At 57.4% G+C, this 18326-nt stretch carries 18 protein-coding genes; 11 read left to right on the forward strand and 7 right to left on the reverse strand.

All coding sequences use genetic code 11. The annotated features are described in order from the left end of the window. The first annotated feature begins 35 nt into the window (after window positions 1-35). From NOR51B_RS01700 to yjgA, 7 genes are all read left to right on the forward strand, one after another. Complete coding sequence (locus NOR51B_RS01700) at window positions 36-1487, forward strand: RNA polymerase factor sigma-54 (protein WP_009021129.1); 1452 nt, start codon at window positions 36-38, stop codon at window positions 1485-1487. Window positions 1488-1521: 34 nt separating this feature from the next. Continuing rightward, on the forward strand, window positions 1522-1809 hold the full coding sequence (gene hpf, locus NOR51B_RS01705) for a ribosome hibernation-promoting factor, HPF/YfiA family (protein WP_009018991.1): 288 nt from the start codon (window positions 1522-1524) through the stop codon (window positions 1807-1809). A gap of 3 nt (window positions 1810-1812) precedes the next feature. After that, a complete protein-coding gene (locus NOR51B_RS01710; RefSeq protein ID WP_040481552.1) occupies window positions 1813-2274 on the forward strand; it encodes a PTS sugar transporter subunit IIA in 462 nt (153 codons plus the stop codon). A gap of 2 nt (window positions 2275-2276) precedes the next feature. Continuing rightward, complete coding sequence (rapZ, locus tag NOR51B_RS01715) at window positions 2277-3146, forward strand: RNase adapter RapZ (protein ID WP_009020079.1); 870 nt, start codon at window positions 2277-2279, stop codon at window positions 3144-3146. Further along, window positions 3143-3412, forward strand: a complete 270-nt coding sequence (locus NOR51B_RS01720; RefSeq protein WP_009019205.1) for an HPr family phosphocarrier protein — start codon at window positions 3143-3145, stop codon at window positions 3410-3412. The genes rapZ and NOR51B_RS01720 overlap by 4 nt, the downstream gene beginning before the upstream one ends. Window positions 3413-3484: 72 nt before the next feature. Next, entirely contained in the window at window positions 3485-4831 is a 1347-nt protein-coding gene (gene mgtE, locus NOR51B_RS01725; protein ID WP_009021491.1) for a magnesium transporter, read from the forward strand. Between the two features lie 8 nt (window positions 4832-4839). Next, the gene (yjgA, locus tag NOR51B_RS01730; protein ID WP_009020343.1) at window positions 4840-5376 is read left to right on the forward strand and encodes a ribosome biogenesis factor YjgA; all 537 of its coding nucleotides are present in this window, start codon (window positions 4840-4842) and stop codon (window positions 5374-5376) included. Here yjgA and NOR51B_RS01735 read toward each other — a convergent pair. The 5 genes from NOR51B_RS01735 to NOR51B_RS01755 are packed head-to-tail and all read right to left on the reverse strand — an operon-like array spanning window position 5370 to window position 12154. Then, the gene (locus tag NOR51B_RS01735) at window positions 5370-9188 is read right to left on the reverse strand and encodes a YhdP family phospholipid transporter (RefSeq protein WP_009018878.1); all 3819 of its coding nucleotides are present in this window, start codon (window positions 9186-9188) and stop codon (window positions 5370-5372) included. The genes yjgA and NOR51B_RS01735 overlap by 7 nt on opposite strands. Then, window positions 9181-9762, reverse strand: coding sequence for a Maf family protein (locus NOR51B_RS01740; RefSeq protein WP_040481555.1), 582 nt, complete (start codon window positions 9760-9762; stop codon window positions 9181-9183). The genes NOR51B_RS01735 and NOR51B_RS01740 overlap by 8 nt, the downstream gene beginning before the upstream one ends. After that, the gene (mreD, locus tag NOR51B_RS01745) at window positions 9762-10244 is read right to left on the reverse strand and encodes a rod shape-determining protein MreD (RefSeq protein WP_009020047.1); all 483 of its coding nucleotides are present in this window, start codon (window positions 10242-10244) and stop codon (window positions 9762-9764) included. The genes NOR51B_RS01740 and mreD overlap by 1 nt, the downstream gene beginning before the upstream one ends. Before the next feature lie 2 nt (window positions 10245-10246). Next, entirely contained in the window at window positions 10247-11083 is an 837-nt protein-coding gene (gene mreC, locus NOR51B_RS01750; RefSeq protein ID WP_081443869.1) for a rod shape-determining protein MreC, read from the reverse strand. 33 nt (window positions 11084-11116) lie between these two features. Then, window positions 11117-12154 carry a rod shape-determining protein gene (locus NOR51B_RS01755; RefSeq protein ID WP_009020625.1) on the reverse strand — a complete coding sequence of 346 codons (1038 nt, stop codon included), beginning with the start codon at window positions 12152-12154 and terminating at the stop codon, window positions 11117-11119. Between the two features lie 252 nt (window positions 12155-12406). Here NOR51B_RS01755 and gatC point away from each other — a divergent pair, with 252 nt between their 5' ends. Genes gatC through gatB form a run of 3 tightly spaced genes read left to right on the forward strand, consistent with a single transcriptional unit; the run spans window position 12407 to window position 15614 of the window. Then, window positions 12407-12694: an Asp-tRNA(Asn)/Glu-tRNA(Gln) amidotransferase subunit GatC gene (gatC, locus tag NOR51B_RS01760; protein WP_009021134.1), complete on the forward strand. Its 288-nt coding sequence runs from the start codon at window positions 12407-12409 to the stop codon at window positions 12692-12694. After that, on the forward strand, window positions 12694-14169 hold the full coding sequence (gene gatA, locus NOR51B_RS01765; protein ID WP_009019553.1) for an Asp-tRNA(Asn)/Glu-tRNA(Gln) amidotransferase subunit GatA: 1476 nt from the start codon (window positions 12694-12696) through the stop codon (window positions 14167-14169). The genes gatC and gatA overlap by 1 nt, the downstream gene beginning before the upstream one ends. Continuing rightward, a complete protein-coding gene (gene gatB / locus NOR51B_RS01770; protein WP_040481558.1) occupies window positions 14169-15614 on the forward strand; it encodes an Asp-tRNA(Asn)/Glu-tRNA(Gln) amidotransferase subunit GatB in 1446 nt (481 codons plus the stop codon). Before gatA ends, gatB begins: the two co-directional genes overlap by 1 nt. Here gatB and smrA read toward each other — a convergent pair. After that, on the reverse strand, window positions 15611-16204 hold the full coding sequence (gene smrA, locus NOR51B_RS01775; RefSeq protein WP_040481561.1) for a DNA endonuclease SmrA: 594 nt from the start codon (window positions 16202-16204) through the stop codon (window positions 15611-15613). The two genes, gatB and smrA, sit on opposite strands and share 4 nt — an antisense overlap. Window positions 16205-16270: 66 nt before the next feature. Between smrA and cysZ the strand changes: the two genes are divergently transcribed. Then, window positions 16271-16999 (forward strand): sulfate transporter CysZ, encoded by a 729-nt coding sequence (gene cysZ, locus NOR51B_RS01780; RefSeq protein WP_009019348.1) that lies wholly within the window; start codon window positions 16271-16273, stop codon window positions 16997-16999. 3 nt (window positions 17000-17002) lie between these two features. Here the strand turns inward: cysZ and rhlB are convergent, their stop codons facing one another. Beyond that, window positions 17003-18232, reverse strand: coding sequence for an ATP-dependent RNA helicase RhlB (gene rhlB, locus NOR51B_RS01785; RefSeq protein WP_009020521.1), 1230 nt, complete (start codon window positions 18230-18232; stop codon window positions 17003-17005). Window positions 18233-18326: the final 94 nt, after the last annotated feature.

Here is an 18326-nt window from a genome sequence, read left to right on the forward strand (position 1 = left end):
GGGCTAAACTCAGGCTTTCAGCCACTCTGAAGCCCATGAAACAATCCCTGCAACTCAAGCTAGGTCAGTCACTGACACTGACCCCCCAGCTACAGCAAGCCATAAAGCTGCTGCAGTTGAGCACGCTTGATTTACAGCAGGCCATTGAGGAGACGCTGGAGAGTAACCCCCTGCTGGAGCGGGAGGAAGAGGCCGCGCTGGAGCAAGCCGCCGACGACGACGGCAACGCGCCTGGTGAGAACGCGGTTGACTTCAGTGAACCAGAGAGCAACACCGCTCCCGACTCATCAGATGATTTACCCGTCGATACCCGCTGGGAGGATTTGATTCCCAGCTCGGCACCTACAAGCTCGGGTCCGTCCGGTGATGACTACAATTTTGACGATCGCGATTCAAACCCAGACTCGCTGCAGACCCAGTTGCAATGGCAACTTAACCTCACCCGATTTTCAGATACCGATCACGCCATCGCGCTGGCGCTAATCGACTCGGTCGACAGCGATGGCCGCCTGACGCAAACACCCGATGAAATAAGGATCGCTCTCGACGACCCCGACATCGAGCTCGACGAGGTGGTTGCGGTACTGCACCGTCTGCAACATTTCGAACCCACCGGGGTTTTCGCTCAGGATCTGCGCGAGTGTCTACTCATTCAGCTGCGTCAAATGCCTCTGGATACGCCTTACCGGGAAACTGCGGGCGCACTGGTCAGTAGGTACCTCGATCAGCTCGCCAGCGGCTCAGATATCCGCTCGCTCGCGCGCCGGTTGCGCTGCGACGAAGACACCGTGTCGGGCGCAGTAGCACTCATTCGATCGCTGGATCCGACACCGGGCGCGTCGCTCAATAGCGAGGATACCGAATACATCGTTCCTGATGTTTTTGTCCGAAAAGTAAACGGTCATTGGCGCGTCGAACTCAATCCCGACATTGCTCCAAAACTTTGCATTAACAACCAATACACCAAACTGATGGAAAAAGGCCACTCTGACGGCGATCGCTCCTTCGTAAAAGATAATCTTCAGGAGGCGCGCTGGTTCATGAAGAGCTTGCAGAGCCGCAATGAGACGCTTCTCAAGGTGGGGAGCAAGATCGTGGAGCATCAGCGTCAGTTCCTTGAGGTGGGTGAGGAGGCAATGCGACCGCTGGTACTGTCCGAAATCGCCAGCCAAATTGGCATGCACGAATCCACGGTTTCCCGAGCGACCACGCGTAAGTACATGCACACTCCCCGCGGCGTCTTCGAACTTAAATACTTTTTCTCCAGCCACGTGGCTAACGTCGGTGGCGGGGAGACGTCCTCCACTGCGATCAAAGCCCTTATCCGGAAGTTGGTTCAGGGCGAAGACCAGCGCAAACCGCTAAGCGACAGCAAACTGTGTACACTATTGGAGCAGCAAGGCGTGACGGTGGCACGCCGCACGGTGGCTAAATACCGCGAACAACTGAACATCGCTCCGTCGAATGAACGGAAGCGTCTGATTTAAACGGCAGGATCAGATTCAAATAAGGAGAACAGCGATGCAATTAACCGTCAGCGGGCACCACATCGACGTTACGGACGCCCTTCGAAACCACGTATCAGAAAAATTTGACAAGCTCCAGCGCCACATCGATCACATCAACAATATTGACGTCAAACTGGTCATCGATGGCCATGTCCACAAAGCAGAGGCCAATCTGCATATTTCAGGCGCCGACCTCTTCGCTGCGGTGGAGTCAGAAGATATGTACGCCGCCATAGACGCGCTTGCTGACAAGCTCGATCGCCAAATCATCAAGCACAAGGAAAAACATCGGGGCCATTGAACCATGACTAGGCTTGTCAACCTGCTGTCACCCGCTCGTGTCATGTGGCGTGTCGAGGTCTCGAGTAAAAAAAGGATTTTTGAGTTGGCCGCCGAGCAGATTGCCGAGGTCGAACCTGACCTCAGCGACGATGATATCTACACCCAGTTGCTTGCACGAGAAAAACTGGGCACCACCGGTCTCGGTCAAGGGGTCGCCATACCGCATTGTCGCGTGGAAGGCTGTGCGCAGCCGCTGGGCTGCCTGATTACACTCGATCAGGCTATCCCCTTCGATGCCCCCGACAATGTACCCGTTGATCTGCTTTTCGTACTGCTGGTACCGCTTGAGGCAACCCAGGAGCACCTCGATATTCTCGCAGAGCTCGCCGGGCGCTTTTCTGACCCGGCCTACTGCAGCGCCTTGCGTAACGCCCATTCCAGCGCAGACCTGCTCGATTCCGCCGTTCACTCCGAGGCTGCCTAGCCATGGAGCTGGTGATCATCAGCGGGCGCTCGGGATCGGGAAAATCCACCGCGCTGCACCAGCTGGAAGATATCGGCTATTACTGTGTCGATAATCTTCCGGCGGGGTTGCTGCAGCATCTCACCCGTGAAATGCTGGGTGGAAATTACACCGGCTACCGTGGCATAGCGGTCTGTATCGATGCGCGCAATAGCCGCAGCGACCTGGGCCAGATCGACAACGTACTGTCGCAGCTTTCGACCGATATCTCACGACAGATCGTGTTCCTCGACGCGGATGAATCGGTTTTGATCAAGCGCTTCAGCGAGACTCGACGCAAGCATCCGCTGAGCGATGCAGACCACTCGCTGGCAGAGTCGATCGCCAGTGAGCGCGAACTTCTGGAGCCCCTCGCAGCGGCCGCCGATCTGACCATTGATACCACGGAATCGAATATCTACGACCTTCGGGCCGTCATTACGTCGCGACTGGGCCAGGTCGAGGATAATGAGCTGTCGTTGCTCATCGAATCCTTTGGCTTCAAACGCGGCGTTCCAGCCGACGCCGATCTTATGTTCGATGCCAGATTACTGGTTAACCCACACTGGAAATCAGAGCTGCGTCCGTTCACGGGTCGAGATTCCGAAGTCGCCGAATTTTTACAGCAACATTCCGAGACCGATCGATTTGTTGCGGACATCGTCGACTTCCTGTCGCGTTGGCTACCCCACTATGAAGCGAGTCAACGACGTTACATGACTGTGGCCATTGGCTGTACCGGAGGCCAACACCGCTCGGTCTTTGTAGCCGAGCAGGTCCATCGCACACTGTCCAGGGATCATCCGAAAATCCAGTTGCGACACCGCGACTTGACGGAGATTACCCGGCCATGATTGAGACCGAAATTGAAATCATTAACAAACTGGGTCTGCACGCACGTGCGGCTGCCAAGCTGGTGGATTGCGCCGCGCATTATTCTTCGCGGGTAATGATCGGCAATTCAGATAAAATGGTCGACGCAAAATCCATCATGTCAGTGATGATGCTGGCAGCGGGCAAAGGCACGCGCCTGCAACTTCATGTCGATGGGCGGGACGAGGATGCGGCTGCCGCAGCGATTATCGAACTCATCGCCGATCGCTTCACCGAGGCCGAGTAGCCACTGACCGTTACATTGGCGCCCCAGCTGCCAGAGGTTTAACAATCACATTCAAACGTGAGGGGATTCGCTTTGAACACCGCAGCAGGGTCACAAAAGCAGCTTGATCGGTTAGATCGCGCCCTTTCTGCGGGAACCCTCGGCGATGTCGCAAACCTGATGGGAGAGCTCTCCCCCGGTGATATCGCCCACCTGATCAGCTCATCACCACCACCCTTCCGGCATGTGTTGTGGCAGCTTCTCGAGCCAGAACAAGAGGCCGATGTCCTCAATGAGCTGCCCGACGAACTGCGCAACGTCTTCCTTGAGGAAATGCAGCCGGAAGCCCTCGCCGATATTGTCGGCAAGCTCGATGACGATGACGTTGCGGACATTCTTCAGGAGCTCCCCGACGCCCTGACCAATCAGGTGCTCGAGGTCATGGATGAGCAGGACCGCGCACGGATCGAGACCGTGCTCGGTTATTCAGACGATGTGGCTGGCGGCCTCATGAGTACCGACACCATCACGGTGCGCGCCGATATGAAACTCGAGGTCGTCCTGCGTTATCTGCGTCGACATGCTGTGCTGCCTGAAAATACCGACGCTGTGATTGTGGTGAATCGGAAAGATCAATACGTGGGGCTTCTACCGGTCAGAACCCTCTTGGTTTCCGACCCTGGAGTCTCGGTCAGGGAGATGATGGACACCACACGAGATCCCATCCCGGCGATGCTGCCGGCTACGGAAGTCGCTCGGCGATTCGAACGTAATGACTGGATTTCGGCTCCGGTCATCGATGATGACGGCGCACTGCTCGGTCGAATCACTATTGATGATATCGTCGATGTCATTCGCGAAGAGGCGGACCATTCGCTAACCTCCCTGGCTCGCATCGGGGAAGAAGATACCTTCTCCACCGTACTTCATACGGCGCCAAGGCGCGCCATTTGGCTCGGTATTAATCTGCTGACTGCCTTTATTGCCTCATCGGTGATCAATCTGTTCCAGGGCACCATCGAGAAAGTGGTCGCGCTTGCGGTGCTAATGCCCATTGTTGCCTCAATGGGAGGTATTGCCGGCACCCAGTCACTCACGGTTTTGGTGCGAGGGATGGCCATGGGTCATATCAACAAGCGTAACGAAGGCTGGCTGATTGGTCGCGAGGCAATGGTGGGGGTTCTCAATGGTGTGCTCTGGGCATCGGTGGTCGCGGTCGCCGCATCACTCTGGTTTGACGACTGGACTCTCGGCTTTGTCATTGCCGCCGCATTGATCATCAATTTGATCACCGCTGGCGTGACCGGCGCTGTACTGCCGTTAATACTGCAGCGCCTGAGTATCGATCCGGCACTGGCTGGGGGCGTGGTACTGACGACCGTTACCGATGTCGTTGGGTTCCTGTCTTTTCTCGGCCTTGCCACACTTTTTTACATGTAACCCGAACTATGAATACAGCACCCGATTCATCCGCCGAACACGATCCAGAAGATCTCACTCCCAGTAAAAGTGCGCGCAAGCGGGAGATGCACGCCTTGCAGGCCATCGGGACCCGGTTGGTGGCCCTGTCCGACAATGAGCTGGCGACCATCCCCATCGAGGACGAGACATTGCGCGAGGCTATCGATCTGGCACGGCGTCTCAATGCCCGCGGCGGGCTGCGCCGGCAAATGCAATTTATCGGCAAGCTGATGCGCACCATTGACCCTCAACCCATAGAAGATGCGCTGCAGGCCCTGGACGGCAAACATCAGGCAACGGCCGCACAGTTTCATCGCCTGGAAGCACTGCGCGATGGATTGATCGAAAGCGGCGACGGCGGAATCAACGCGGTGCTGGCCGCGCTTCCCCAGGCTGAACCCAGCCAGCTGCGACAGCTGCTGCGCCAGCACCGCAAATGTCTGGCGGCGGGAAAGCCCTCAGCCGTGCCCAGGAAGCTGTTTCGCTATCTGAAATCACTGGACGAGATCAGCAACGACTACTGAGTCGTTTCGACTTCGGGGGCTTCCTGTTCACGCGAGCGCGTCTTCGTGCTGGTGGCGTCAAACAAACGCTCAAATTTCACAATGGGCTCGTCGAGACTGCCTTCCACCGAATAAATGCCACTGGTCAGTTGCTTTACCTGATCCTCAAAGACTTTGCTGATCAAAAATGCTCCTGCCGCTATGGGCAAACCGCCGGCAAGGGCCGCCACCCAGGGAATATTGTCCGCCAGCGGGAGCGTGACGATCAGTTCCCCGTCGATGGTCTCCTGAATCAGGTCAATATCGCTATCAAATTTGAAATCGCCACCCGACCCCACCAGCGTCAATTCAGAAACATCGAGCTGCCCCCCGCCGATAGTCATCGCGCCTGTTGCCGAATCAAAGGTCAAACCGGGGTCAAATAACTGGGTAATATCCGCGCGCGCCAGCAATCCCGAGACATTAAAAACGCCTATCAGCTTGAGCAATCCAGACGCCTCTGCAGGAACAGGGAGAAAGGCCCCTTTCTCAAGCTTCAGATCAAGCTCGCCTTGAACACCTTCCAGATTCAATGACCCCGGAGTTCCCGGCCATGACAGCCGCGCCACCAGTTCTCCCGAGTCGGTTTCGATGACGCGTTCGGAGCCCAGCTGCTCCAGCGTATTACCAATATCACCCAGGGTCGCAGCGAGGGTCATAGAGGTCCCTGATACGGCTTCACCGGGCACCCACCAAATCATTTCACTGCCTTCGTCAAGATAAATACCGGCGAGCTGGCCACGAACAGCGGTCGCTCGCAAGTTACCGGACTCGGGCTCGGTCTCCAGCTGGAACCGAAGGGCACCGAGCGACTCGTCGCGGTGGATCAGATTAGCCACCACAACCTCCAGCGGCCTGTCAAAAACCGGTGGCTTAGGATCACCACCCTCCCTTGACCGTGACGGCATTCTTTCGAGATCCAGTGTGTTGATCAATAATGCTGATCGCCCTTCCGATCTCGGCCTCAGGAACTCTGCCTGAAACCAATCAGCCTCGAGACTGATGACATCAGTATTTTCGCGCTGCCTGAGACCGACCCCCAGCTTCCCGGTATTTTGACCCTGGAATAAGACCCGAGCCACGGTGAGATTCTTGACGGCCATTGCCGGGTAGGATTCCGAGGAAGACGCAGCATCGAGGTCGAGGGTGTGTTTCGCGCCTAACCAGGCAGTGATATCGATTTCGGGGAGAAAGCCCGTCACCGTGAAGCTATCAGGCGCGCCGTCTTTGGGAAGCGGGAAGGGCTGATCACTCGGCGTGACATCAACCAGAGCGCCTGTGATCGCACCGTCCTCACGATAGACCTCACCCACAGCGCGTGCGTACCAGAAGAACGGGATCTCACCCGATGGGTCGTCGAGAGGGAAGTCGACCGAGACACGGGTTGGCTCATCGGCCTGTTTGCCCAGTGGCGCTGGCAGCGCAATATCGATTCCAACCAATTCTGAGCTAACACTGACCCGAGATTCGTCGGCGACGACGATATCGACAGTCACCTCACTCGCCCCACGGACCGCCGGCGTCTCCGGTAGATCGAGCCAGTCCATCACCCGTGTTGACTCGAGGACGCTCTTGAGCTGCATCTGGAACCGTGGTGCGTCATCTGAATCGGCGACCTCGCCACCAATAGTCCCAGTGACGGGACTGCCGAAGACTCGACCCTCGAGCCCACTCCCGAAAAAGCCTCTGGTATCGGTGTAGCTGAATGTGCCGTTAAGATCGGAGAGGCGCAAATCGAGTGCCTGTGAATAGGCACTCGCGTCCCGCAGGCTGAGGTCCAGATCGACGCGGGTACGTGCATCGCTGCCTAAAGGTATTGAAAGTGCCAAATCTCCGGCAACGTGACCCGAGACGCTAATGTCGTCTATCAGCGGTTCAAGGCCTGCCACCAGCGGCGTCCGCTCCAGAATGCTTAAACCGTCATCGATGTTGTTGAAGAAACTCGCCGCAATATTAATGGGCGAACTTGAGGAGGATACAGCGGCCTCTACAGAAACATAATCCAGCGCTGCCTGCGCCATTCGCGCGGTATCACTCCAAACGCTGACGCGAGCGTCATCAATCAGCAAGGTCCCTGCAAGATCCTCGATTTGTGGCCACTTTTCATCAAACGCCAGAGTGGTGGCGCTCAGACCCACCCCCAGCTGATAGGAGCGTAACGACGGATCGTCGACGAGAAAACCACCACGCCATATAAACAGGGCGCGCTCTACCTCGCCCTTGGGTATCGCCTTATCCAGCCAATCCAGCAGTGATTGATTCAGCGTATAGGGTATGTAGCGGTCCCGCGCCATTGCCGAGCTACTGTCTGCGGCCACCGTAAGATTCATCGCCACAGGGTCCGCTCCCTGTTTAAGCGGAATATCCATTCCAAACTGGACACGGGCGTCGTGCTCCGGCGCGGAGGTATTCAGCAGGCCGTCCTCAAGATAAAGCCAATCTGCTCCATCCCAGCGGATCGCCAGTCTCCCGGTTACACGGTCGAAGACCAGTGGCTGCTCGTAGACCTGCGGCAGTTCGAGAACAAAACCGGGACTGTCAATCCAAGCCTGTATATCACTGTCGGCGCCTATCAACGTCGCTGAGATATTCGATAATCCGGGTACGTTCTCGTAGGGTCGCGTTGAGACCGAATTGACATCGGCCACTATCGACCATGAATCCAGAGGGGCGCGCCAATCGTCCAGCAGAAGATCCGCGGTGCGAATGACACCGGTCGGCGATAAACGCTCTGTGACGACGGCTACACGCTCCGGCAGCACACCGGCGAGGCGAGTCAGTCGCTCCAATTGCTCGAGGTCTAGCGCGGCGACCTTTACCCGGGTTCCTTTTCCGTCTCCCCGCAACTGCAGTCGTGGAACTTCAAGCTGCTCGCCACCGGCCGCGATCAAAATATCCTCCAACTGTGCGCGCCAGTCATCGGAGTCCAAATCAATCGCACCTTTGAATCCAACGTTGGAGAATCTGAGCTGAGCGTCATCACCTCTGGAATCTGACACAACCACATCGCGAAGCTCGGTTCGAACCGCCACTGAGGGTCGCCTGTCCGAAACCTGGTACCAGACCTCGGTTTGGCCCGTGCCTTGTACCTCGAGGCCCACCAGCGATGCCAGATCACTCAGCGATCCCAGCGAGAGTGAGGCATAAATCTCACCGGCAAACCGGTCTAACCGGAGTGGATCTCCCACCCCGGAACCGCGCAGTGACAAGGCAGGAACGGTGTTACGGGAAACCACGGCGTTAAAACGACGGAAGCTCCCCTCTCGACGATAGGTCAAATCCAGCCCAAGGCTTAGCGGGGCCGCATTACCCCGTCGCAATGCCAGAGAGGACCCCGCAATATCCACCCTCTCGAATGAGCGCAGAAAATCAGATAGCTTGACCAATTCAGGCGCCGAGGCGGTGTTATCGTCGCTGACGATAACGTTGATCCTGACACCATTGAGCGTGACCTGCCGGAAACGCAGCTGACGCGCCACAAGGCTATCCCATGCATCTACCACTACGGTCGCGGAATCGAATCGTAGGTGATCGTCATCGTTGTCGGTAAAGTCAATGTCCCCATCGCGCAACGTAAAACTCGGTGAAAAACCCTCCAAATCACCAGAAATGTGCGCGAAGTCAACTTCTACCCCTGAGCGCTGCACCAGCTCCTCAAGCCATAGTGCCCGCGTACCATCGAGATGGCTGAGCAGGACACGAGCAAATGAGACATAGAGCGCAAGCGCCACCGCTGCCGCAACCAGCAGATACCAAATCGTGCGTCCAACACCCCGGTGAATGCGCTCAACCATCGGCGGACGCAACCCAGTGCGGCAAGATGTCAAAACTCGTCAGTAATTGACGGGTTTCGCACAATGGGAGTCCAACGACAGCGCTATAGCTGCCGCGGACAGCGCTCACAAAGCAGCCCGCCAGACCCTGTATCCCGTAACTGCCCGCCTTATCCCAGGGTTCGTCAGTGGCCAGGTAGGCATCGATGAGGGACTCGGAAAGCGTTGCGAAACTGACCTCGGTGCAGACGGTCCGGCTGTCGATTCGCCCCTCGCCCGCAATCGCTACAGCAGTCCAGACATGATGAGCCCGGCCCGACAACGATTGGAGCATCCGCCGAGCATGACTTTTATCAAGCGGCTTACCCAGCAAGTCGCTGTCGCGTACCACCGTCGTATCGGCGGCAAGCACCAGCCGATCATCGGCCGCAAACCGATGGGCCTTGGCCCGGGCCAGGCGCTCGACATAGGCCGACGGCAATTCATCGTCCAATGGGCTTTCGTCAATATCGGCGGGCCGACACTCAAAAACATCAATCAATTGCTTTAGCAACGCCCGTCGTCGAGGACTCCGGGACGCCAATATGATGTCCATCAGGTCACCCCGTAGTAGCGACGCAAACCCCGCAGCGGCTTTCTGATGACCGCCCAGAACGGCATCGAAACTAACGCCGGCCAGAGAAACTGCATACCTCCGGTCGGTAGCGCCATGAACTTATGAACCCAGTTTTCTACCGTCAGCGCTAAAGCAATCAGCAGGCCCATGAGCAGACATTGCTGGAACAGATTGAATTGTCGGATTCGTTGGTAGGTAAAGAGTAGCACCAGCGTTGAGACCACCAGGCCAAGCGCCAGCCCGCCCAGTGCACTACCCTCGAGTAAATCGATGCCAATACCAATGACAGCCGCGCTGAGTAGGCCAACGCGCTGCGGAAGCGCCAACACCCAGTAAAACAGTACCAGCAGCGGTAGTTCGGGACGGAACCAGCGCCACTCAAAGGGTAATGGGGCAGCGTGCAGTAAAAGAGCGACCATCAGCGTGACCGGAATAACCCAGACTGCCTGTGCACGCTCCATCCTCAGTACTCGCCGGCGTCTGGGTCTTCACCGATCGCCAACATCACGTGGCGCCCCCGATCGAGTGGCGCCAGCGGTTGCGCAGAAACGGTGGAAAAAGCGGCCCCTGCCTCAAGATCCACCGCGGTAACCTGCGCCACGGGATATCCAGGGGGAAAGCGGCGACCCAGGCCCGAGGTTTCCAGCATATCGCCAACCACAATATCAGTAGTCGCCGCGACATGGCGGATGATGAGACGATCCAGACCGCCGGTGCCCTCCGCTACCGCGCGCACACCGTTGCGCACCACCTGAACTGGCAATGCGTGGGAAGAATCGGTAATCAACATGGCTCGACTACTCGAATTACCGACCCAAACCACCTGCCCCATCAGCCCATCGGCGCCGAGTAGTGGCTGGCCGGCGACCACGCCGTGCGAGACGCCTTTATCAAGGACCAGCAAATGTCGCGCGGGATCTGACGCGACAGCAATAATTTCAGCCACCATCACGTCGTCGTCGACAATACCTGCAGAATTGAGCAGTGCCCGATAGCGAGCATTCTCCGCCTGCAAGGCCGCCAGTCGCTGCAGCCTACCTTTGAAGATAAAGTTTTGCTGACGCAGGCGCTCGTTATCCTCGCGCAGCTGTTCCTGGCTTACGAAGTAACCGGTCACACCATTCCACAGCGTCACTGGCGCGGCCGCGATTGAATAAAACACACTGGTGACGTCGCTGACTACCGCACGGGCGGGGGCCAGCCGGGGATCATCGCGAAAATAAAAAAGAACGGCGCAGAGGGACACGACCACCGCGAGGCGGACACCGACATAGCTCTCTTTGAGGAAGAGCGGTTTGATCTCCCGACCTCCGGCAGTTTTGCTGTTATCCGATTACTCGGTAGACAGCAGATCCAGGCGATGGCGATCCATCAGCTCCAATGCCTTACCGCCACCACGAGCGACACAGGTTAGCGGATCATCAGCCACAATCACTGGCAAACCCGTCTCGTCCGAGATTCGACGATCGATATCCCTCAGCAGGGCGCCACCGCCCGTGAGCACAATACCACTTTCCGCGATATCTGCAGCAAGCTCAGGCGGTGATTGCTCGAGTGCCATTTTTACGGCCTGCATAATGGCGTCCAGCGGGTCCTCGAGGGCGGTCAGGATCTCGTCACTATTGAGCGTAAAGCTCTTGGGAACCCCCTCCGCGAGGTGGCGACCGCGAACATCGATCTCCCGGGTTTCACTGCCCTTGTAGGCACAGCCGATTTCCTGCTTGATACGTTCCGCAGTGGCGTCACCGATCAGGCTACCGTAGCTGCGTCTGACGTAGGACACAATCGCTTCATCAAAACGATCGCCACCGACGCGAATGGAGTCCCGGTAAACCACACCGTTGAGCGAAATAATGGCCACTTCGGTCGTTCCACCACCGATATCGACCACCATGCAGCCGGATGCTTCATCCACATCGAGTCCCGCACCAATCGCCGCCGCCATGGGCTCCTCAATCAAGCGAACTTCACGGGCGCCCGCACTCAAGGCGGACTCACGAATAGCTCGGCGCTCAACCTGGGTCGACATACAGGGCACACAAACGAGAACACGCGGACTGGGGCGGATAAACTGGGATTCGTGCACTTTTGCAATGAAGTGCTGCAGCATCTTCTCGGTTACCTGGAAGTCGGCAATCACACCATCCTTCAACGGCCTGATCGCCGTGATATTACCGGGGGTGCGGCCGAGCATACGCTTCGCCTCGCGCCCAACGGCCTCGATCGATTTCTGACCGTTGTGGATGCGGATGGCCACTACCGAGGGCTCGTCAAGAATAATGCCCTTGTCCTTCACGTAAATCAGGGTGTTCGCCGTGCCGAGGTCGATCGACAGATCGTTGGAGAAAACGCCACGCAGACGTTTGAACATGTTCTATTCCCTTTTGCCTTACCGAGCGCCCCGTGGGCGGCGCATCCAACGGCTAAAGCTGAATTCTGTGAGGCGTCCCTGACAGCCGCGAGCTACTGTGCTCAGCGCTGGCCACCTCCGGACACGAAACGAGTCTGCTGCCCCCAAACGCGGGGGCAGCTCCAATGCGGGGAAATGTAACAACGCGGGGGTTTTTGGGCAAGGTACAATGTGGTAGCTTCGCGCCTTTAATTTACCCAGGCTTCTTCTCTTATGTCGGTCACACCTGAGGATGTGGTGCAGATTGCTCACCTCGCGCGTCTCGAAATTGCCGAGAATGAGCTCGACACCGTGGTTGAACGGTTTGGCCGCATTCTCGAACTGGTCGATGAATTACAGGCGGTAGACGTCTCGGATACGGCCCCCATGTCGAACCCCCACGACGATATCCAGCGATTGCGCCCGGACGTCGTATCTCGGGGTGACAACCGTGAGGCCCTGCAGTCGGCAGCTCCCGCGGTAGAAGAGGGCTATTTTCTGGTCCCCAAGGTGATCGATTGATGTCACCCACCGACCCGACAAAGGCCTCCGCAACCGAGCTCTCCACTGCACTGGCCAATGGAGACGTATCCAGTCTTGAGCTGACCGAGCACTTTCTGGAGCGAATCAAGCGCCTGAACCCCACCATCAATGCGGTGATTACCGTGACGGAGGATGCTGCGCGGCAGGATGCTATCGAGGCTGACCAGCGTATTGCAGCAGGCGATCAGGGGCCTTTGACGGGGATCCCGCTGCTGCACAAGGATATTTTCTGTACCAATGGGGTTCTAACGACCTGCGCCTCGCGCATGCTCGATAATTTTGTACCGCCCTACGACGCCACCGTCGTGGCGCGATTGCGCGATGCCGGCACCGTCATGCTCGGCAAAACCAACATGGATGAGTTCGCCATGGGCTCCTCCAATGAAACCAGCTTTTATGGTCCAACCGTCAATCCCTGGGATGTCAGTCGCGTCCCCGGCGGCAGCTCGGGCGGATCGGCCGCAGCGGTAGCCGCGGGATTTGCACCCCTAAGCACCGGGACCGACACTGGCGGCTCCATCCGACAACCGGCTGCCCTGTGCGGTATTACCGGCCTGAAGCCGACCTACGGTCGGGTCTCGCGGCTAGGTATTATTGCCTTCGCGTCGTCGCTGGACCAGGCGGGGCCCATGACACGAACCGTGGAGGATGCGGCGCTCATGCTTTCTGCAATCGCCGGTATGGACAGTGGCGATTCCACCTCGGCCGACAGGCCGGTACCGGATTTCCGGGCGGACCTTGGCGGCAACATCGAGGGCTTGCGCATCGGAATACCCCGGGAATACTTCAGCGATGATCTCGACACGGCGATCGCAGCACAGGTCAAAACGGCGCTGTCCGAGCTCGAGTCCGAAGGCGCCAAGCTCATTGATATCGACCTGCCCCACACCCGTGACGCGATTGCCACCTATTACGTCATTGCCCCCGCAGAAGCTTCAACGAATCTGTCGCGGTACGACGGTGTTCGCTTCGGCCATCGTTGTGCGCAGCCCAAGGATCTCGAGGACCTCTATTTCCGCTCAAGAACTGAAGGCTTTGGCGATGAAGTGAAGCGCCGGATCTTGGTAGGCACCTATGTGCTGTCCTCGGGCTTCTATGACGCCTACTTTAAGCGCGCCCAGCAGGTACGACGAATCATCTCCGAGGATTTTTCAAGGGCGTTTGAACAGGTCGATGTTATTGCCGGCCCCGCGACACCGGGTACCGCCTTCCCGCTGGGTTCGAAAAATAACGATCCCGTATCAATGTACATGGAGGATATTTATACCCTCGCCGTCAATCTTGCCGGGCTGCCCGGTTTATCACTGCCCGCCGGCGCCGTTAACGGGCTTCCTGTTGGGCTGCAACTGATTGGCCGAGCCTTTGACGAGAGTACCCTGCTGAAAGCGGGTCATCGTCTGCAGCAGCGTACCGACTGGCATCGTCGCGCACCCGATGTCGAGGTTAGCCGCTGATGCCATGGGAAACGGTAATGGGGCTGGAGGTGCACCTCCAGCTGGCCACTGATTCAAAGATATTCTCGGGATCGCCCAGCCGGTTCGGGGCGGAGCCCAACGTACAGGCCGATGCGGTCGATCTGGGTATGCCGGGAATGCTGCCCGTTCTGAATACCCGTGCCGTCGAGTTCGCAGTCCGGTTTGGACTCGGCGTGGGCGCTAAGATAGGACGTCGTTCGGTCTTTGATCGTAAAAACTATTTTTATCCTGACCTGCCCAAGGGTTACCAGATCAGTCAGTTTTTTGAGCCCATCGTCGGCGAGGGCCTATTCGAGGTTCCCATGCCCGATGGGTCACTGTTTCCCATTCGTATTTTACGGGCGCATCTCGAGGAAGACGCAGGCAAATCAGTCCACGATGCCTTCCCCGATCAGACCGGCATCGATCTCAATCGCGCCGGCACTCCCCTGCTGGAGATTGTGACTGAACCGGACTTCCGCACGGCGGAACAGGCCGTCGCTTACCTCAAGGCCCTGCACTCGCTGGTGACCTATCTCGGCATCTCGGATGGGAACATGTCTGAAGGATCGATGCGCTGCGATGTCAATATCTCACTTCGCCCCGTGGGCAGTGACACACTGGGAACCCGAACCGAAATCAAGAACGTCAACTCCTTCCGCTTCGTAGAAAAAGCGATCGAGGTTGAAACAGAGCGTCAGGCAGACCTGCTGGATAATGGCGAGACCGTAACCCAGGAAACTCGGCTTTATGACGCGGATCGCAACGAAACCCGCTCGATGCGGAGTAAGGAAGTTGCCAACGACTACCGCTATTTTCCGGAGCCGGACCTGCTTCCGGTGGTGCTGGATGAGGCAACTATTGAAAGCATTGCCCAATCACTGCCTGAACTTCCGGGACCCAAACGTGCACGCTTTATCGAGCAGTACACACTGAGCGATTACGATGCCGCGCTTTTGGTGTCGAGCAGGGCAATGGCCGATTATTTTGAATCGGCGGTAGCAGACTGCGATGAGCCCAAGCTGGTTGCCAATTGGATATTGGGGGATCTCAGCGCGGCGATGAATCGTGAAGATCTCGACATTGACCAGACCCCGGTATCGGCGTCTGCACTGGCAGGCCTCATCACCCGCATTGCCGACAACACCCTGTCCAGCAAGCTGGCCAAGCAGGTTTTCGAAGGTCTGTGGTTGGGAGAGGGTTCGGCGGATGACATCATCGAAGCCCGCGGACTGAAGCAGGTCAGTGACACCGGCGAGCTTGAAGCGATGATTGACGACGTCATCACCAACAATCCCGATCAGGTCGCACAGTACCAGGCGGCGGATGAAGCCAAGCAGAAGAAACTCAGCGGGTTTTTTGTCGGCCAGATCATGAAGGCGTCGAAAGGCCAGGCTAATCCGCAGCTGGTCAGTCAGCTACTTATGAAAAAGCTGTCCGATTAGCGGTTGTCGTAGGGCACACGGCCTTTCATAAAGCGCTCGCGGTTTTCGCGTTTCTTTTCCGCGCTTTTTCTCAACAACACATAAACCGCACCGGTGCCGCCGTGCACCGGCTGCGCTGAATGATACGCCTGCACGTCCTCGATATCCTGCAACCAGCGGTTGACGTAGCCCTTGATGACCGCGGTTCGTTGCTGATCGATCTTTTGCTGACCTTTACCGTGCAAGATCAATACGGTGCGCAAGCCAAGCTCCATCGATTCGCGGACAAACTCCATGACTTCATCCCGGGCCGTTTTCACCGTCATTCGGTGCAAATCGAGCCGGGCGTCGATGTCATAGCGGCCCATGCGAAGCTTTTTGAATACCCCATTCTGAATGCCCGGGCGCTTGAAATTCAGCACAAACCAGCCGTCGAGGGGTTCCACACCTTCGTCGACCAGTGGATTGGTAGCCTTTTGGCGACCCTCCGCCGCCTCCCGGCGCGCCTCAGCCGATACCGTCTTTGGTGTTCGAATCAAGCGCTCTCGAGGTTCGGAGCGCAGCGGCTTTACACCCGCCATCTCGGATTCAAAGAGATCATCTTCGGTCATCGCCTTGTCACCTGCCGCTTCACCCAATCAGTATAATGGGGTTGAACACCAACAGAAGGTAACCCTATGCGCGGCAATGCGATCACGGGAGCGGGCTATTTCTTTCGCGGGCTGAGCATGCTCACAGAACCCGGCATACGCGGCTTCGTCCTTATTCCGCTATTGGCTAATGTGGTGCTATTTCTTTCCCTGGGCAGCGTCGCCTATTCCTACATGGATGGGATTTATCAGGACACCACCGAGAGCCTGCCCGGATGGTTGAGCTTCCTCTCCTGGATTATCGCACCGCTGTTCTGGATACTCGGTGGGCTGCTCACCGGCTACTTATCGACCTTTGTTGTTCTTTTACTGACGTCGCCCTTCCACTCCCTGCTTGCTGAAAAGGTAGAAGAGCGGATAACAGGCAGGCAGGTACCGGCACTTGAGGGTATCGGTGCGGCGCTGTTGGAAATCCCGCGAGCACTCGTCAGGGAATTGAGCAAATTGGTGTATTACCTGCCGCGAGCGCTGCTGGTGCTGGTGTTAACGCTGATTCCCGGGCTAAACGCCCTGTCCCCGGTGCTGTGGTTCTTACTCGGCGCCTGGATGATGAGCCTGCAGTTCGTCGACTATCCCATGGATAACCACCGACTCAAATTTAGTGACGTCAAGGACGCCTGCGCTGCACGGCGCATCAGCAGCCTGGGGTTTGGCGGTGTCGTGGCATTCGTCTCGGGGATACCGCTGGTTAACCTGATCGTCATCCCAGCGGCAGTAGTCGGCGCGACTATCCTCTGGTGCGAGGAACTCGCTTAGCTTTCAGCGCAACAGGGATTCCGGTGGCTGAATGCAGGGCAGTGGCTCACCCAGCAGGGCTTCAATGTCAGGCAACAGAAAGCCGTCGTCCTCACTGGCAAAACTAATGGAAATGCCGGTAGCACCCGCTCTACCCGTTCTACCAATCCGGTGAACATAATCCTCCGGGTCTTCCGGCAGGTTGTAGTTCACCACGTGGCTGACGCCATCGACATGAATCCCGCGTCCCGCGACGTCGGTCGCGACCAGCACCGAGATAGTTCCATCCTTGAACTGGGCCAGTGTCTTGGTGCGCTTGGCCTGATTGACCTCGCCCGAGAGGATGCCACAGGAAATTCCCGCTTTTCTAAGCTTCTCGTAAACATTGCGCACCTGATCCCTGCGGTTGGCGAATACAATGACGCTGGTCGCTTCGTCCGAGCGCAGAACGTTGAGTAAAACGCGCATACGTTCATGGCTGGCGACGAGGTAGACCTTCTGGTCCACAGAGTCAGTGGCCACGTGGTCGGGCTCGATTTCAATGGTCACGGGATCGAAGGTCCACTGACGCGCCAGATTCATGATATCGGGGGTAAAGGTCGCCGAAAAAAGCAGGGTTTGGCGATCTTCCTTCCGCGGAGTCGAGCGCACTATCCGTTTAACCTGCGGGATAAAACCCATATCCAGCATTCGGTCCGCTTCATCAAGCACCAGGGTTTCCACACGATCCAGATACAGGTCCCGTCGCTCGACGAAATCGATCAAACGGCCAGGCGTTGCGACGATAAGGTCCGTGACCCGACGCGACACCTTCTGCAACTGCTTCTGGTAGTCAGCCCCACCGATGAGCGCCACCGTATTGAGCCCGGTGTGCCGTCCCAAATCCTCGGCATCGGCGGCAATTTGCATCACCAGCTCACGGGTAGGTGCGATGATCACCGCCCGGGGCTCGGCGAGAAAACGCTCACCCTCCAGCGGATTGCAAAGCAAGTCATTGAAGATGGTAATCAGGAATGCCGCCGTTTTTCCGGTGCCGGTCTGCGCCTTGCCGATGGCATCATGCCCCTGAAGCGTATGCGGCAGAATCTGGGCCTGAATAGGTGAGCAATATTCAAAGCCCGCCTCCGCCACTCCGTGCATGATCTCCTCGCGCAGATCAAGGTCGTGAAAACGGGTTTTGCCGTCAGCAGGGGGGACGGAAAAATCGGAGGGGACCCAGCTCGATTCGGGTGCTGGTTTCTTGTGCTTGCTCAACGGGCGACTCGATGCTCTAAAAGACGCCGCGGAGTTTAGCACAGCTCGTACATGCTAAACTCCGCGCCCCAAACGCAAAACCTAGCCGACATCC

This window comes from Luminiphilus syltensis NOR5-1B, from assembly GCF_000158175.1.
Classification (GTDB): Bacteria; Pseudomonadota; Gammaproteobacteria; order Pseudomonadales; family Halieaceae; genus Luminiphilus; species Luminiphilus syltensis.

Excerpts from the sequence above, each read along its gene's own strand:
- NOR51B_RS01700 (WP_009021129.1), top strand. The coding sequence starts at position 36 with ATGAAACAATCCCTGCAACTCAAGCTAGGTCAGTCACTGACACTGACC.
- hpf (WP_009018991.1), top strand. The coding sequence starts at position 1,522 with ATGCAATTAACCGTCAGCGGGCACCACATCGACGTTACGGACGCCCTT.
- NOR51B_RS01710 (WP_040481552.1), top strand. The coding sequence starts at position 1,813 with ATGACTAGGCTTGTCAACCTGCTGTCACCCGCTCGTGTCATGTGGCGT.
- rapZ (WP_009020079.1), top strand. The coding sequence starts at position 2,277 with ATGGAGCTGGTGATCATCAGCGGGCGCTCGGGATCGGGAAAATCCACC.
- NOR51B_RS01720 (WP_009019205.1), top strand. The coding sequence starts at position 3,143 with ATGATTGAGACCGAAATTGAAATCATTAACAAACTGGGTCTGCACGCA.
- yjgA (WP_009020343.1), top strand. The coding sequence starts at position 4,840 with ATGAATACAGCACCCGATTCATCCGCCGAACACGATCCAGAAGATCTC.
- NOR51B_RS01735 (WP_009018878.1), bottom strand. The coding sequence starts at position 9,188 with ATGGTTGAGCGCATTCACCGGGGTGTTGGACGCACGATTTGGTATCTG.
- NOR51B_RS01740 (WP_040481555.1), bottom strand. The coding sequence starts at position 9,762 with ATGGACATCATATTGGCGTCCCGGAGTCCTCGACGACGGGCGTTGCTA.
- mreD (WP_009020047.1), bottom strand. The coding sequence starts at position 10,244 with ATGGAGCGTGCACAGGCAGTCTGGGTTATTCCGGTCACGCTGATGGTC.
- NOR51B_RS01755 (WP_009020625.1), bottom strand. The coding sequence starts at position 12,154 with ATGTTCAAACGTCTGCGTGGCGTTTTCTCCAACGATCTGTCGATCGAC.
- gatC (WP_009021134.1), top strand. The coding sequence starts at position 12,407 with ATGTCGGTCACACCTGAGGATGTGGTGCAGATTGCTCACCTCGCGCGT.
- gatA (WP_009019553.1), top strand. The coding sequence starts at position 12,694 with ATGTCACCCACCGACCCGACAAAGGCCTCCGCAACCGAGCTCTCCACT.
- gatB (WP_040481558.1), top strand. The coding sequence starts at position 14,169 with ATGCCATGGGAAACGGTAATGGGGCTGGAGGTGCACCTCCAGCTGGCC.
- smrA (WP_040481561.1), bottom strand. The coding sequence starts at position 16,204 with ATGACCGAAGATGATCTCTTTGAATCCGAGATGGCGGGTGTAAAGCCG.
- cysZ (WP_009019348.1), top strand. The coding sequence starts at position 16,271 with ATGCGCGGCAATGCGATCACGGGAGCGGGCTATTTCTTTCGCGGGCTG.